Origin of the sequence: Staphylococcus sp. AS1337, from assembly GCF_051408735.1 — a bacterium.
GTDB classification, from domain to species: domain Bacteria; phylum Bacillota; class Bacilli; order Staphylococcales; family Staphylococcaceae; genus Staphylococcus; species Staphylococcus xylosus_B.
This window is the reverse complement of record NZ_JBOIHZ010000006.1, coordinates 30,258-45,606: the sequence shown is the minus strand read 5'-3', so window position 1 is coordinate 45,606 and position 15,349 is coordinate 30,258. Positions and strand designations below refer to the sequence as shown.

Annotated in this window: 15 protein-coding genes; 4 read left to right on the top strand and 11 right to left on the bottom strand. The window is 31.8% G+C overall.

Annotated features, from left to right (window positions below):
• Positions 1-1,113 (bottom strand): pyruvate dehydrogenase (acetyl-transferring) E1 component subunit alpha, encoded by a 1,113-nt coding sequence (pdhA, locus tag ACSUE0_RS10310; protein WP_107529743.1) that lies wholly within the window; start codon positions 1,111-1,113, stop codon positions 1-3.
• Positions 1,114-1,380: 267 nt separating this feature from the next.
• Complete coding sequence (locus ACSUE0_RS10305; RefSeq protein WP_119613196.1) at positions 1,381-2,007, bottom strand: YkyA family protein; 627 nt, start codon at positions 2,005-2,007, stop codon at positions 1,381-1,383.
• 123 nt (positions 2,008-2,130) lie between these two features.
• Here ACSUE0_RS10305 and def point away from each other — a divergent pair, with 123 nt between their 5' ends.
• On the top strand, positions 2,131-2,682 hold the full coding sequence (gene def, locus ACSUE0_RS10300; protein ID WP_017724143.1) for a peptide deformylase: 552 nt from the start codon (positions 2,131-2,133) through the stop codon (positions 2,680-2,682).
• 61 nt (positions 2,683-2,743) lie between these two features.
• On the opposite strand, the gene ACSUE0_RS10295 is transcribed toward def, so the two are convergent.
• The gene (locus ACSUE0_RS10295) at positions 2,744-3,016 is read right to left on the bottom strand and encodes a hypothetical protein (protein ID WP_017724142.1); all 273 of its coding nucleotides are present in this window, start codon (positions 3,014-3,016) and stop codon (positions 2,744-2,746) included.
• A 503-nt stretch (positions 3,017-3,519) separates the two neighbouring features.
• Between ACSUE0_RS10295 and ACSUE0_RS10290 the strand changes: the two genes are divergently transcribed.
• Entirely contained in the window at positions 3,520-3,735 is a 216-nt protein-coding gene (locus ACSUE0_RS10290; RefSeq protein ID WP_119613194.1) for a DNA-dependent RNA polymerase subunit epsilon, read from the top strand.
• Positions 3,735-5,603 carry a ribonuclease J1 gene (gene rnjA, locus ACSUE0_RS10285; RefSeq protein ID WP_436957259.1) on the top strand — a complete coding sequence of 623 codons (1,869 nt, stop codon included), beginning with the start codon at positions 3,735-3,737 and terminating at the stop codon, positions 5,601-5,603. Before ACSUE0_RS10290 ends, rnjA begins: the two co-directional genes overlap by 1 nt.
• Positions 5,604-5,907: 304 nt before the next feature.
• Here the strand turns inward: rnjA and ACSUE0_RS10280 are convergent, their stop codons facing one another.
• From ACSUE0_RS10280 to ACSUE0_RS10270, 3 genes are all read right to left on the bottom strand, one after another.
• Complete coding sequence (locus ACSUE0_RS10280) at positions 5,908-6,567, bottom strand: potassium channel family protein (RefSeq protein ID WP_017724139.1); 660 nt, start codon at positions 6,565-6,567, stop codon at positions 5,908-5,910.
• A gap of 98 nt (positions 6,568-6,665) precedes the next feature.
• Positions 6,666-7,682, bottom strand: coding sequence for a cytochrome d ubiquinol oxidase subunit II (locus ACSUE0_RS10275; RefSeq protein WP_119613192.1), 1,017 nt, complete (start codon positions 7,680-7,682; stop codon positions 6,666-6,668).
• Positions 7,679-9,034 (bottom strand): cytochrome ubiquinol oxidase subunit I, encoded by a 1,356-nt coding sequence (locus tag ACSUE0_RS10270; RefSeq protein WP_436957356.1) that lies wholly within the window; start codon positions 9,032-9,034, stop codon positions 7,679-7,681. The genes ACSUE0_RS10275 and ACSUE0_RS10270 overlap by 4 nt, the downstream gene beginning before the upstream one ends.
• A 198-nt stretch (positions 9,035-9,232) precedes the next feature.
• Here ACSUE0_RS10270 and ACSUE0_RS10265 point away from each other — a divergent pair, with 198 nt between their 5' ends.
• Positions 9,233-9,463 carry a glutaredoxin family protein gene (locus ACSUE0_RS10265; RefSeq protein ID WP_436957257.1) on the top strand — a complete coding sequence of 77 codons (231 nt, stop codon included), beginning with the start codon at positions 9,233-9,235 and terminating at the stop codon, positions 9,461-9,463.
• Between the two features lie 201 nt (positions 9,464-9,664).
• Here the strand turns inward: ACSUE0_RS10265 and ptsP are convergent, their stop codons facing one another.
• The 5 genes from ptsP to auxA all read right to left on the bottom strand — a co-directional run bounded on the left by ptsP (position 9,665) and on the right by auxA (position 15,200).
• Positions 9,665-11,380 (bottom strand): phosphoenolpyruvate--protein phosphotransferase, encoded by a 1,716-nt coding sequence (gene ptsP / locus ACSUE0_RS10260; RefSeq protein ID WP_436957255.1) that lies wholly within the window; start codon positions 11,378-11,380, stop codon positions 9,665-9,667.
• 2 nt (positions 11,381-11,382) lie between these two features.
• Complete coding sequence (locus ACSUE0_RS10255) at positions 11,383-11,649, bottom strand: phosphocarrier protein HPr (protein ID WP_119613189.1); 267 nt, start codon at positions 11,647-11,649, stop codon at positions 11,383-11,385.
• A 164-nt stretch (positions 11,650-11,813) separates the two neighbouring features.
• Positions 11,814-12,356, bottom strand: coding sequence for a DUF697 domain-containing protein (locus ACSUE0_RS10250; protein WP_122064408.1), 543 nt, complete (start codon positions 12,354-12,356; stop codon positions 11,814-11,816).
• 59 nt (positions 12,357-12,415) lie between these two features.
• Positions 12,416-13,585 (bottom strand): class I SAM-dependent rRNA methyltransferase, encoded by a 1,170-nt coding sequence (locus ACSUE0_RS10245; RefSeq protein WP_119613187.1) that lies wholly within the window; start codon positions 13,583-13,585, stop codon positions 12,416-12,418.
• A gap of 313 nt (positions 13,586-13,898) precedes the next feature.
• Positions 13,899-15,200 carry a lipoteichoic acid stability factor AuxA gene (gene auxA, locus ACSUE0_RS10240; protein ID WP_436957252.1) on the bottom strand — a complete coding sequence of 434 codons (1,302 nt, stop codon included), beginning with the start codon at positions 15,198-15,200 and terminating at the stop codon, positions 13,899-13,901.
• Between the last annotated feature and the right edge of the window lie 149 nt (positions 15,201-15,349).

Sequence of the window (15,349 nt, the reverse complement as noted above, 5' to 3'; positions counted from 1 at the left end):
TTACTTCGACTCCTTCTCTTTATAAATTTCATATTGCTCAGCTAAATTTTGAGGCATTTCATCATACATATTTTCCATCAAGTCAACAACTGTTTGTTTTTCAGTGTTGTCTGCTTCTTTAATAGCAGCTTTGATTTCAGATTTAGCACGTTCAATAACTTCATTTTCTTTTTCTTCAGTCCATAAGCCTTTATTTTCAAGGAATTTTCTGAAGCGTACTAATGGATCCTTTTTCTCCCATTCAGAATCTTCATCAGATGTTCTGTATTTAGTTGGATCGTCACCAGCCATTGTATGAGGACCATAACGATATGTCATTGTTTCAATTAAAGTTGGACCTTCACCATTTACAGCACGATCACGCGCTTCTTTAGTTGCTTGATATACTGCTAATGCATCCATACCATCAACTTGGATACCAGGAATACCAACTGAGATTGCTTTTTGAGCTAATGTTGTAGCTGCTGTTTGTTTACTACGTGGTGTAGAAATCGCATAGTTGTTATTTTGAATAACAAAAATTGCAGGTGCTTTATAAGCAGAAGCAAAGTTAATACCTTCATAGAAATCACCTTGTGACGAACCACCATCACCAGTGTAAGTGATTGCTACAGCTTGTTTACCACGTTTTTTAATACCTAATGCAACACCAGCTGTTTGAACATACTGAGCACCGATAATAATTTGTGGACTTAGAGCGTTAACTCCTTCAGGCATTCTATTTCCTTTAAAGTGACCTCTTGAGAATAAGAAAGCTTCTGTTAAAGGTAAACCTTGCCAGATTAATTGTGGTACATCACGATAACCTGGTAAAATAAAGTCTTCTTGCTCTAAAGCGTATTGTGAAGCTAATTGTGAAGCTTCTTGTCCTGCTGTTGGAGCATAGAAACCTAGTCTCCCTTGTCTATTTAATGAAATAGAACGTTGGTCAAGGATACGTGTCCATACCATTCTTTCCATTAATTCAACTAATTGCTCGTCTGACAATTCTGGTAATAAATCTTCATTAACAACATTGCCATCTTCATTCAAAATTTGAATCATTTCAAATTTAGATTCAGTATCATTCAATACCTTCTCTGCATCGAATTGGGCTTTTAATTTCTGAGCCATTCAATTCACCAAACCTTTCCCGTATAGTAGAAATTCATTTTATCCTATCACATTGTACCACAAAACTGTTACACTGTTAAACAATTTGAAAAAGTTCTGTAATACTCAAAATGGATACAGTTTTTTAATCTGTACTAATGAAAATTATAACACTGTACCACTAAAATTTCTGTGGCTGATTCTAAAATCTTCCATTTAAATGTAAGCGCACCCAATGATTATGCTATAATCAATTAACGCAAATTTCAAATGTATTGCATTCAATTTTTAAGCAAGACTATCAACATCTTCTTTTTCTTGATTAACTTTGTTCATTGCATTTGAATATTTTTTAAATGCTTTATTCATATCTTTATATGATTTTGATACTGCTTCTGACTTTTTATCAATTTCAGATTGATCCACTTGATTACCTGATGTGTACTTGAACATATCTTTTTCTTTAGTCAAAATATTTTTATAAGCTTTAGAATAATTGTCGTGCGCTTTGTACTTATCTTTAAGCGCATTATTCAACTCTTCAACTTCTTTTTTCTTTTGTTTATCACTTATATTATCGACATGCTCTTGTGCTTTTTTAAATTCTTTTTCAGAGTCATTAAGAGCTTTTTCTTCTTTTTTAAACTCTTTTTCCCTTTCCTCTACGTTTTCCACAACTTTTTTTGAAGTTTCTTTAACTTCTTTCTGATCTTTTCCGTTTATTTCTTTTACTAATTTTTGTTTTTCTTGCTCAAGGCTATTTAATTTTTTACCCACTGATGAAACAGGTTTCTCTTCATCAAATGCTTTTTGTACTTTTTCATTGTAGTCTTTAATTTCACCTTTATCTGTTGTACAACCTGCGACTAACATTGTAGAAGCAATTACTGCACCGATGCCATATTTTAATTTCATTTTGAGAAATCCTCCTTTATTTGTATGATATATTATATAATATTTTATGATAAATCAAATCTATTACTGTATTTTTCCTATTAAGTTTTGGTATATTTTATATTAAGGAAGGTGTATGAACAAATGTTAACAATGAAAGATATTATCCGTGATGGACATCCAACACTTCGACAAAAAGCACAGGACGTGCCGTTACCGATTTCTGAGGAAAATCGCAATATATTGAAATCAATGCGAGAATTTTTAATTAATAGTCAAGATGAGGAAACTGCTAATAAATACGGATTACGTTCAGGCGTGGGACTAGCGGCCCCTCAAATCAATGTTTCTAAAAAAATGATAGCTGTATATTTACCAGATGATGGTAGTGGTAAAAGCTATGACCTTATGTTAGTTAATCCAAAAGTAGTAAGTCATAGTATTCAAGAAGCTTATTTACCTACTGGCGAGGGGTGCTTAAGCGTAGATGAAAATATTCCCGGACTTGTCCATCGTAAGAATAGAATTACAGTAAAAGCTACTGATATTGATGGTAAAGAAGTTAAATTACGTTTGAAAGGCTACCCAGCAATTGTAGTTCAACATGAAATTGACCATATCAATGGTGTTATGTTCTATGATCACATTGATCAAAACAATCCACTTCAACCACACGATGATGCAGTAGAAGTCTAGCTTATTCAGGTTTAAAAAATACCGTTAGCAATTTGATAATTTCAAGTTGCTAACGGTATTTTTACATAAAGTCATCTCTACGTTCATGATAAGGAATTTCTAATTCATTTAATTCTGATTTCAATAAATTTAACTCTTGAATATCTATAAATTCTGGATCATGATTATGTTTTACATAAATTTGATTTCCATTTACATTATCAATAATTTCATTATAATTAAAAAACATGATTACTTGTTCAGCACGCACCTCAAAAGTTACATCTTGAAATATTTTATCAGTTCGTTTTTTTTCAACTTTTACATCTTCCACAATTCTCTTCACTTGATCCATTTCTATCACCCTCAACATCACGTTCACTACGATAATCTACTGATTTTGCAATGACAATAATTTTTCCTTCTCATATTATCTTATAATAACTTTCATTTCTTACTCAAGCTTAAACTTATTTTTTTACAAATTTTCTGAAAAAACAAGAAGTTAATTTTACATTCTTTATAAAATATAAGCATAATTGTTCGTATTAATGGTATGCAACAAGATAAAACTGCTTTATTTATTCTACTACATCATGTAAAATGAGAGATAACTGAAAACATACAAGTAATTATATTTGTGTTTTTCTAATCGAACGAAATTAAGAAAATCGCCCTAGCAGCATACTGGGATAACTAGTATGTTCTATTTATATAATGGCAGCGTAAACATCACGTTTTTGAAAATAATGATGATACTTTATAATCTTCATCGTTTTCATTCCACTTATACCACTAGGGTTTTACAATAAAATAAAAAGAAAATCAATAGATGATTTTTAGGAGGAAAATAATAAAATGACAGTATTTAAAGTATTTTATCAACATAACAGTGAAGAAGTAATCGTACGTGAAAACACACAAACGATTTATGTTGAAGGACAAACAGAAGAGCAAGTTAGAAGATATCTAAAAAACCGTAATTTTAATATTGAATTTATAACTAAATTAGAGGGCGCACATTTAGAGTATGAAAAACAATCAGATCATTTCAACGTGGAGCAAGCTGAATAATGAAACAAATTCATAAAAATGAAGTTGCGGTTTATGCACTTGGTGGCTTAGGTGAAATTGGTAAAAATACTTACGCCGTTGAGTATCAAGATGAAATCGTTATTATCGATGCTGGGATTAAATTTCCTGACGACAATTTATTAGGTATCGATTACGTTATTCCTGATATTACTTACCTAGAGCAGAATCAAGATAAAATCGTTGGGCTGTTTATTACTCATGGACACGAAGACCATATAGGTGGTGTGCCCTACCTATTAAAGAAAATCAATGTCCCTATTTATGGTGGACCATTAGCTTTAGGCTTAATTAGAAATAAACTAGAAGAACATCACTTGTTAAGAACTACGGAACTTATTGAAATTGAAGAAAGTAGTGTAATTAAATCAAAACACTTTGAAGTTTCATTCTACTTAACTACACACAGTATTCCAGAATCATATGGTGTCATTGTAAATACGCCTGAAGGTAATATTGTGCACACAGGAGATTTTAAATTTGATTTAACTCCGGTTGGTGAACCTGCTAATATAGCTAAAATGGCTAGACTTGGTGAAGAAGGCGTTCTGTGCTTACTCTCTGATTCAACCAATTCACTAGTACCTGACTTCACATTAAGTGAACGCGAAGTTGGTCAAAACGTCGAAAAAATATTCAGAAATTGTAATGGTAGAATTATATTTGCTACATTTGCTTCTAATATTTACCGTGTACAACAAGCGGTAGAAGCTGCAATCAAGCATAATCGTAAGATTGTAACTTTTGGTCGTTCGATGGAAAACAATATCAAAATTGGTATGGAATTAGGTTATATCAAAGCGCCACCAGAAACATTTGTTGAACCCAATAAAATCAATACAGTTCCGAAACATGAACTCTTGATTTTATGTACCGGTTCACAGGGTGAGCCAATGGCTGCACTTTCAAGAATCGCTAATGGTACACACAAACAAATTAAAATAATTCCTGAAGATACAGTTGTCTTTAGTTCATCACCTATCCCAGGTAATACAAAGAGTATCAACCGTACGATCAACTCACTATACCGTGCTGGTGCAGAAGTTATTCATAATAAAGTATCAAACATTCATACTTCAGGACATGGTTCAAAAGGCGATCAACAGTTGATGTTACGTTTATTACGCCCTAAGTTCTTCCTACCAATTCATGGTGAATACCGCATGCTAAAAGCGCACGGTCAATCCGGAATTGAATGTGGTGTTGAACCCGATAATGTCTTTATATTTGATATAGGTGATGTGTTAGCTTTAACACGAGATACAGCGCGTAAAGCTGGTAGAATTCCTTCAGGAAACGTACTTGTCGATGGTAGTGGTATTGGAGATATTGGTAATGTAGTTATTCGAGATAGAAAACTATTGTCTGAAGAAGGCTTAGTAATCGTTGTAGTAAGTATAGACTTTAATACGAATACACTTTTATCAGGTCCAGACCTTATTTCAAGAGGTTTCGTATATATGAGAGAATCAGGACAACTGATTTACGATGCTCAACGTAGAATCAAAACAGATGTAATTGCTAAATTAAATCAAAATCCAGAGATTCAATGGCATCAAATTAAATCATCTATTATTGAAACGTTGCAACCTTATCTATTTGAGAAAACTGCACGTAAACCAATGATATTACCAGTTATTATGAAAGTTAATGAAGATGATAATCAATCATTTTCTAAAAAGCCTAATAATAATCAGCCTAAACCTAAGAAAAACAACACGAAGGCACCTGCTAAATCTAAAAAACCAACAGATAAGAATAATAAAAAGGTTAATAATAAAAAACCAAAACAAAATATTAATAAGAAGCAATCGACAGATTCAACAGATACATCATCAAACAAAGAATAGTAATACATTGTACAAAATGTTGATTTGCGATAACAAACCTAATAAAAATTAAAAGTAATTAATAACAATTCGTTTAGTAAATTCTAATAAAAAGATGAAGTTGAGACTTTAAATGACGTCCCAACTTCATCTTTTTTTATTGAATTTCAAACAACCACTTCTTAAGCAACTTTTAAAAAATGCGCTTAAAAGTAGCCATCCTATAAGTAGCTGCTTTTAAGCGCATTTTCTATTATTAACTGTTATGAAATATATAATTATTATAACTATTCATAAATTACTAACTTTAGTAGTTTAGTAATGATTACCTCACTACTTTTTTCTCGAAACGATTTAAATCGTTATCGTGTCCTATCATTATTAAAATATCGCCTATTTCTATACTCAAGTTAGGATCTGGCGATACTAAGATTTCTCTACCACGTTTAATAGCAATAATACTAATGCCAAATTGTGCACGAATATCCAATTGTATAATTGTTTGACCTGCCATTTTCTCACTTGCTTTGATTTCAACTATGGAATGTTCATCTGCCAGCTCTAAATAATCTAACACACTTGCACTAGCAACATTATGCGCAATTCTTCTACCCATATCTCGTTCTGGGTGTACAACGGTATCAGCACCAATTTTATTTAAAATTTTGGCATGATAATCGTTTTGTGCTTTTGCTGTTACCTTCTTCACACCTAACTCTTTTAAAATTAAAGTCGTTAAGGTACTAGATTGAATATTTTCTCCAATTGCAACAATAACATGATCAAAGTTTCTGATGCCTAAACTTTTCATTACAGCTTCATCCGTTGTATCTGCAACAACAGCGTGTGTTGCAATATCACTGTATTCATTTACTCGAGCTTCATTCATATCTATTGCCATAACATCCATGTCTAATGCATTTAATTCTCTTACTATACTGCCACCGAATCGGCCTAGGCCGATTACCACATATTCTTTATCCATATGCGTCCTCCAATTTAAAAATTGTGGCATATTACTTGAAAACTTTACTTTGAGAAGTATTTCTTTCAAGTAATATAACCACATTTGAAAATATTAAGTTATTTTTTGCCTTCTACATATTTTTTATCGAAGACAAATAATCTTAATAATAATATTAACGATGGAATGAGTAAAAGTAAACCTAAAATAAACGCAATAATTAAGGCTATTGCCATACTACTATTTACAACACCTTCATCTATGCGAATGTAAGGATATAATATATAAGGCAATTTACTTGCACCATATCCAAAGAATGCAAAGCCCATTTGTAAAATTACTAATGCAAAAGCATAACCATGTCCTTTTTTCATAAGTGTTAATACCATTGCACCAACAAAACATATAAAGCTTAATAGGAACATCCACCAATAATTTGTTACTGCATTTAAGAAGTGCCCTTCATTTTGTAAACGCAATGACAAGAATACAAATAACGATACCGCGATCATAGGTGCTCCCCAAATTAAGAACCAATACCTCAATAAATCATATGCTAGTTTATCTTTCGCTTTAGAAGCGTAAAATGTAAGAAAACCTGACGAGATATAAAGTACTGAAATAATCGCTAAAAATACTACCGACCATGAATATGGACTAAGTAATAGTTCTAACCAGTTTAAATCTAAATGATTCTCTGTGCCAGTAATATATCCACCTTCAGATATTGTTAACGTTGTAGCTAACGCAGCTGGAATCAATAATCCAGCAATGCCGTACATCGCTAACCACGGTAACTTAGTATCTGGACCATAGTTTTCAAACGCATAAAAGCCACCTCTAATCGAAAGCAAAATTAACGCGATTGACGCTGGCAATAGTAACACTGTACCAAAATACTTCGCTGTATCAGGGAAGAACCCAACCATTCCTACGAAGAAAAATACAAAGAACACATTTGTTACTTCCCATACTGGATTAAGATAACGAGCGATTAAATGATTAATTTTCTTATCTTGCTTCGTAATTTTTGCATGTAGTGTAAAAAAGCCTGCACCAAAATCAATTGAGGCGATAATGATGTAACAGAATAAGAAAATCCAAAGCACTGAAATACCAATGTAAGCAAATATCATTCTGCTTCACCTCTTTCTGAAGCTAATGCTTCAACGTCTTTATAAGCTGGTTTATGCCTAAACATACGAATCAGTACATAAGCAGAAGTAACCATAAGCACGATATAAAGTAACCCAAATAATATCGTTACGAGTGTCAGGCCACCTGCTTGTGTTGCAGCATCAGCTACTTTTAGGTAGCCACGAACTATCCATGGTTGACGACCTTGTTCTGTTAAGAACCAACCAAACTCAATTGCCAACATTGCCGCTGGTCCGGTCAATAATGCACCATATAACATCGGTTTAGAATGTGTAAATTTCCGTAATTTTTTAAACACAAGCGTCAACACGTATGCGCCTGATACTATAAGGCAAAATACACCCATAGAAACCATTAAGTCAAAATAATAATGTACAATCATAGGCGGATGTAATTCCTTAGGGAAATCATTTAAACCTTTTACTTCTGTATCTGTATTATTATCTGCTAAGAAACTTAAAATACCAGGAATTTTAATTGCACCTGAAACTTCTTGTGCTTTTTCATCTAACGAGCCAAATAATACTAAATCTGCATTCGATTCTGTATCAAAATGCCATTCATATGCTGCTAGTTTTTCTGGTTGCTCTTGATGTAAGAATTTTGCTGACAAGTCTCCAGCCAGCATTGATCCCAAGGTAAATACTACACCTAAAATCATAGTTAATTTAAGTGCTTTCTTATGATACTCAGTATCTTTTTTAAATTTATTTTTTAACAATTTAAATGCTGCAATAGCAGCTAATACAAATGCCATCGTCATTAATGCAGTGGCTACAACGTGAAATGAACGTATTAAAAATGAATCATTAAACATTGCTGCTAGTGGCTCTACATTTACCATTTTTCCATTTTTCATTTCAAATCCAGCAGGTGTATTCATAAATGAGTTAACTGCTGTGATAAAGAATGCGGAAAATGAGCCACCTAATATAACTGGAATACTTATAAGAAAATGTGTCCATTTCCCTTTAAAACGATCCCATGTATATAAGTAAATACTCAAGAAAATTGCTTCAAAGAAGAAAGCAAAAGTTTCCATAAATAACGGTAATGCTATAACATGACCACCCATTTGCATAAAGGTTGGCCAAAGTAGCGACAATTGTAAACCAATTATAGTACCGGTTACAACACCAACTGCCACTGTAATGGTATATCCTTTGGACCATCTTTTAGCCATAGCCGTATATGATGGATCATTTTTCTTAATCCCTAAAAATTCAGCAACAGCAAACATGACCGGTACACCTACTCCGATTGTTGCAAAAATTATATGAACTGCGAGTGTCATCGCAGTTAGAAAGCGTGCTAATTCAACTGAATCCATAATATCACCTTTTTTATTTATTTGTGACAAAAATCACAACGTCCATTCATTATAAACTGCTTTACATTTTTTTAAAATAAATTGCGCTCAAAATAAAGTGACAAATTAATGACCAATAACATATATTTTTTAAACTTGAAATATTTATTAAAGTTTCTTATATTTAAGTAAATTACAATTAAGAAAGGACAAAGTACCATGACTGGAATTATAATTTACACTCAAAACGATTGCCCGCCTTGTACGTTTATCAAAAATTACTTATCAGATAAAGCAATTGGCTATACTGAAAAAAATATTAGCAATTCAAAATTCAGAAACGAAATGATGGATTATGATGCATTTGCTACACCATTTATCTTAATAGATAACGAACCAATGTATCAAATTGATATGGATAAAATCAATCAAAGTTTGAATTTAAACTAGTTACCCTTTGCCATCCCATTAACTTATATATCAAACCTAACTCAGAAAGTTTCATTTTACAATAATTGTGCATTAAAAGACTTGAATAATCAAAAAAACTGTTCACAAAGTTATTTAACTCTGTGAACAGTTTTTAAACGTAGCGAAGCACTAAAGTAATTCAATGCTTATATGCATTCGCTTACAAAATTATTCAAAATTTTATTTCGCGTATTGTTCAACCAATTCTTGTACTTCTTCTGAAGTCGCACAATTAATTGCTCTATTTGCTAGTTCTTCCATTTCATTTTGACTTAAACCTTTGATTTGTCGACGTGCTTTCAATATAGATGTTGCACTCATTGAAAACTCATCTAAACCTAGACCTAGTAGCAATGGAATAGCAGTTTCGTCTCCAGCCATTTCTCCGCACATACCAGTCCATTTACCTTCATTATGTGAAGCTTCAATCACTTGTTTTACTAAACGTAAAATTGAAGGATTGTATGGTTGATACAAGTAAGAAACACGCTCAGACATACGATCGGCAGCCATTGTATATTGAATCAAGTCATTTGTACCAATACTAAAGAAATCAACTTCTTTAGCAAATACATCTGCTAAAGCGGCAGTTGATGGTATCTCTACCATAATACCTAATTCAATATCATCAGATACTTCAATGCCTTCGTTTATTAAATTTTCTTTTTCTTCTAATAATAATGCTTTTGCATCGCGGAACTCTTTGATTGTAGCAACCATTGGGAACATGATATTTAATTTACCGTAAGTAGATGCACGTAATAATGCTCTTAATTGCGGTCTAAAAATATCTGGTTGATCTAAGCATAAACGAATTGCACGATATCCTAAGAATGGATTCATTTCTTCAGGTAAGTTTAAATACGGCAACTCTTTGTCGCCACCGATATCTAAAGTACGTACAACAACACGCTTATCTTCCATTGTTTCCAATACTTTTTTATAAGCCTCAAATTGTTCATCTTCAGTTGGCATTTCATCTCTACCCATATATAAGAACTCAGTACGGTATAATCCAATACCTTCTGCGCCATTTTCGATAACACCTTTTAAGTCATCTGGTGTACCTATATTAGCAGCAAGCTCTACATGCATTCCATCAGCTGTTGTTGATGGTTCATCACGTAATTGTTGCAACGCTTGCTTATCTTCAAAGAAACGCTCACGTTTATTTTGATACGCTATAACTTCATCTTCAGTTGGGTCAATAATTACTTCACCAGTTAAACCATCAACGATAAGCATATCGCCTTGTTTTACTTCTTTAGTAATTGACTTAGTGCCCACGACTGCAGCAATTTCTAATGAACGACTCATAATTGCAGAATGTGATGTTCTACCACCAATATTTGTAACAAATCCTTGTACAAATTCTTTGTTTAATTGAGCAGTATCTGAAGGTGTTAAATCATTTCCGATTATAACAACGCTTTCGTCAATCATACTAGGATTTGGTAATTCTATACCTAAGATGTGTGCTAACACACGTTTTGAAACGTCTCTAATATCGGCAGCACGCTCTTTCATGTATTCATTATCCATTGATTCGAATATTGTGATAAATTGTCCAGTTACATCAGATAATGCAGTTGGTGCGTTAACTTGTTCGTTTTTAATTTTTTCTTCAATCGGTTGAATTAATTCAGGATCATCTAAAACTAATAAATGCGCATCAAAAATCGCTGCCTTATCGGCACCTAAATTCTCTTCTGCATTATTTCTAATCTTAGTTAATTCAACTTTAGATGTTTCGATAGCATGATTAAACTTTGCAATTTCAGCGTCGACATCTGTTACCTTTTCACTATCGAATGAAAGGTCAGGTTCAACTAATAAATATGCTTTAGCAATAGCTACACCATCAGATGCAGCTATGCCGTTAATATAATTAGACATAATTATTTAGTTAATCCTTCTTTAGATAAGATATCTGTTATTGCTTCAATTGCGTCAGCTTCATCGCTACCATCAGCGTAGATAGTGATTTCAGCATCTTTACCTACACCTAAACTCATAACACCCATGATTGATTTCAAGTTAACTTTTTTACCGTTATATTCTAATTGAATATCTGAGTCAAATTTTGAAGCAGTTTGAACAAGCATTGTCGCTGGACGAGCGTGAATACCTGTTTCGTCAATAATTACATATGATTTTTGTTCCATAATATGATATCTCCTTCGTATAGTTAGAATCGTTAGTTTATTATAAAACCTAGCATAGTTTTATATAATAACATTACCAAATTATACATATAAATTCAATTCGTTGCACCCATGATATGACAATATTCAACGAATTTTAATCATTTTGTGAAAACGCTACAGTTTTAAATAAGTGTTTTTACAACTTTTTCACATTTTTGAATATGTTCTTCCCCTATTTTCTTCATGAAGTAATAGCTTATTGAAGCTGAAATTGCTTGACCAAGAATAGGGAACCATTTAGTTTGTTTTGCCGCTACTCGTTTGGCAACATCTCGGATAACCACTTTCAATATTGCATTGGATACTTTCTTACCTATAAATTGGCTTCCTTGAATTGCAGCCGCTGCAAAAACACGTTCTTTCATATCGTCTCCCATATTATTAACCTGTTTATGGTCAAGACCATATATCTTGTTAACATCTTCAATAATATCTCTCATAAGCTTAATATCTACACCAAAGTCTAAACCTGGAATTGGCACAACACTTACACTTGAAGATAAAACCGATTTTTTTCTAACAAGTGCTTGTGCTCTTTCACGACGTTCCTCAATCTCAATATTTGTTGTAGGTATATTACTTTTTTGTTTAATATCCTCAATTTTCAGTACTTTATTGCCTACTTTATTTGTAAATTTATTTGTTATTTTATTTTTAAAGCTCATCTCGTTCACTCCTTAAGTAAATTCATTCACATTAAAAATAATACCCTTTTTTCAAAGTTTTACCTTATTTTCACAAAAATAGCTTTTAGATATTTAGATGGTTTGTAATGAGGATGTGTTTTAAAGTCTTTAGGCAAGCCCATTACATCAACAATTTCATAATCTACATTTTCGGCTTTTAATGTTGTATTCACTACATTTTTAAATGCTTTTAATGAAAATGCACTATTATTTGTACACAATAGTAGTGTACCATCTGGTCCAAGTATATCGAGTGCACCTAAAATTAATTTATCGTAATCTTTTTGTACAGAAAACGTTTTTTTCTTATTTCTAGAAAAACTTGGCGGATCTATAACAATCGTGTCATAAAATAAATCATGACGACGTGCATAATTATAAAAGTCAAATGTATCCATTACATAAATATATTGCGATTTAGGATCAATGCTATTTAACCCAAAATTTTCTTCTGTTAAAGGACGAGAACGGTTTGCTAAATCTACGCTTGTTGTCATTTCAGCCTTTTCTGCTGCAACTACTGAAAATGCACCTGTATAACTAAAAACATTTAACACTTCTTTATCTTCTGCGTATTGATCTTTTAATTTTTTACGTACTTCTTTCTGATCTAAAAAGATGCCAGTCATTGGTCCATCATCTAAGTGAACATTGTAGAAAGTATAGTTTTCTTCAATTACTATTGGGAATTCTGGTGCGTCACCATCAACAAAACCACCTTTAATTTCTGCATCTTTGAAACGCATTTTCTCGTATATTGAAGTGTAAGGAAATACAGCTTTTAAGGCTGATAGTACATTATAACGGAATTTATAAATCCCTTTTGAATACCATTGAATTAAGAAATGACCATCGTAGTTGTCTATTGTCAGACCTCCAACACCATCGCCTTCACCATTAAATACTCTAAAAGCGTTTGTTCCATCGATATTATAAAAATACGTTCTTTCAGATTTTGCTGTTTCAAATAATCTCTCAAAAAATTGCGTGTTAATCACTTCATTTTTATCGTAACTTAAAACCCAGCCAATTCCTTTATGTTGCTTACCGACATATGCAGTAGCAATATATTGTTCCTGGTTATTAACTAAATAAAATAAATCTCCTTCTTTTAAATGATCATGTGAGTAAATATCATCTTCATCTATAAGTGGATATTCATTTAAATACTTTGTTTCTTTACCTCTATTTAATGTGGCAGTTTTCATAAAATTATGTCAGCCTTTCTGCTTTTTATATTTATAATTTTTCTTCGCTTACTCATTCTATCATCTCAACCTTATCGTAACATCAATTATCTTTAAATCACTACATTATTGTTAGTAAAAATTAAAGGCCGAGACAACAAATATTTGTCTCAGCCTTTAAAAATTAATATTGGTAAAACCTGACTAAAATAGAAAGTGCGCTTATCATAAACTTAATTCTTTGATAGTCAACTTTAACGGAGTCAGTCGATATAACCTTATTTATTCATTAAGATCTAATCCTACGCTTTATCCGCTTCAATATTTTAGTAAATTAATATTTACTTGGTTCACGCAATTTCATTACAAAGGCTACAACAATAGCAATTAACATAATTAGTAATATTGGTGTTATGAAAATTGATAGTAATAAGCCATGAACCATAATATTCACGAATTCAGTAAGCAATTTGAAGAATAATAGACTAACCATAAATAATTGTAAATAGTAAAACCTATCTTTTAAGAAATTCGTTAATGTCGTTAATATATAAATAATGATAATAAACATTAAGATTAGCAATGTTATCCACTCAATTACATATTGCGTTTGAGAAATCTCCCAATTGCCAGAAACGAACAATGAATTTCTATTGTTAAATTCAATTAAAGTGAAAAATAATAGTACTGCGCCACAAAATAATTCTACATATGCTGATTTTACCCATTTTGGTATTTTCATCCAATTAGGAATATCATCCTCTTGAATGTCTATTTTATCTTTCCACTTTGTAATGAATTTATCTTTTTTATCTCTTGCTTTTTGAATATCTACACTTCTGCGTGTTTTTCTAGTAAATTCTGTTGTTTTATCTTGTAAGTTTTTCCAAGTTTCTTTCGTTTGATTCGTTACTGTGCCTTTACTTGTTCTTGATAATTCCGGTTCTTCTTCTCCAAGTTCTTGCTTAGTTAATGGAAGGGATCTTCTTAAAAATAAGAAGTTCCAAATTGACATTTGACCTAGTAACCACATAATTATGAAAAATGTGTTCACACTTAAAATATCAATCGGTATAATTTCATCACTATCAATTCTCCCATATAGCACAATTTGCGTAATCAAATAACTAAAACCATAACTGAAAATAATCCAAAGATAATGGTATTTTCTATGATCTGTATTTAACTCGTCCTTATAAACGATGTAACCAATGTGAATTGCAAATGGTATTACGAAAATAATAGCAAAGAAGCTATAAACTTGAGTCATTAATATTAACGTGATAATAAAGAACAATATACCAATAACTAAAAAGAATATTGAAATGTCATAGTCGTATCTTGTTGTTCTAAATAGAGTAAAACCAAGCAAAACAACACCAATACCAAATAAAATGATTATAATGGCACTAAATACTGGGAAATTACCTATATAATTGCTTATCACTCTAATTATTTCACCAAAAAATGCGTTTATAAAATCCCATACATTATGAATATGTAAGTCAATTTTACCCTTGTTATTTAATTTATCAATTAAAGGTAAATTGATTAAAATGATGAGACCTGTGAAAAGCGAAACGATGCCTATAATATAACTATATAATATCTCAGCGTGTTTCTTCAAAAAAGACATACCATTCACCTCAAAAGTTATTATATATTAACATTTAGTTCTTGTCTTTAACAATTTAATAAATAAGTCCATAGTATGATATAAATCGATGTATAGTCAACTTTCCACTTATATCATTCAATTAAACAATAAATTGATTATAACTAAGA

Excerpts from the sequence above, each read along its gene's own strand:
- pdhA (WP_107529743.1), bottom strand. The coding sequence starts at position 1,113 with ATGGCTCAGAAATTAAAAGCCCAATTCGATGCAGAGAAGGTATTGAAT.
- ACSUE0_RS10305 (WP_119613196.1), bottom strand. The coding sequence starts at position 2,007 with ATGAAATTAAAATATGGCATCGGTGCAGTAATTGCTTCTACAATGTTA.
- def (WP_017724143.1), top strand. The coding sequence starts at position 2,131 with ATGTTAACAATGAAAGATATTATCCGTGATGGACATCCAACACTTCGA.
- ACSUE0_RS10295 (WP_017724142.1), bottom strand. The coding sequence starts at position 3,016 with ATGGATCAAGTGAAGAGAATTGTGGAAGATGTAAAAGTTGAAAAAAAA.
- ACSUE0_RS10290 (WP_119613194.1), top strand. The coding sequence starts at position 3,520 with ATGACAGTATTTAAAGTATTTTATCAACATAACAGTGAAGAAGTAATC.
- rnjA (WP_436957259.1), top strand. The coding sequence starts at position 3,735 with ATGAAACAAATTCATAAAAATGAAGTTGCGGTTTATGCACTTGGTGGC.
- ACSUE0_RS10280 (WP_017724139.1), bottom strand. The coding sequence starts at position 6,567 with ATGGATAAAGAATATGTGGTAATCGGCCTAGGCCGATTCGGTGGCAGT.
- ACSUE0_RS10275 (WP_119613192.1), bottom strand. The coding sequence starts at position 7,682 with ATGATATTTGCTTACATTGGTATTTCAGTGCTTTGGATTTTCTTATTC.
- ACSUE0_RS10270 (WP_436957356.1), bottom strand. The coding sequence starts at position 9,034 with ATGGATTCAGTTGAATTAGCACGCTTTCTAACTGCGATGACACTCGCA.
- ACSUE0_RS10265 (WP_436957257.1), top strand. The coding sequence starts at position 9,233 with ATGACTGGAATTATAATTTACACTCAAAACGATTGCCCGCCTTGTACG.
- ptsP (WP_436957255.1), bottom strand. The coding sequence starts at position 11,380 with ATGTCTAATTATATTAACGGCATAGCTGCATCTGATGGTGTAGCTATT.
- ACSUE0_RS10255 (WP_119613189.1), bottom strand. The coding sequence starts at position 11,649 with ATGGAACAAAAATCATATGTAATTATTGACGAAACAGGTATTCACGCT.
- ACSUE0_RS10250 (WP_122064408.1), bottom strand. The coding sequence starts at position 12,356 with ATGAGCTTTAAAAATAAAATAACAAATAAATTTACAAATAAAGTAGGC.
- ACSUE0_RS10245 (WP_119613187.1), bottom strand. The coding sequence starts at position 13,585 with ATGAAAACTGCCACATTAAATAGAGGTAAAGAAACAAAGTATTTAAAT.
- auxA (WP_436957252.1), bottom strand. The coding sequence starts at position 15,200 with ATGTCTTTTTTGAAGAAACACGCTGAGATATTATATAGTTATATTATA.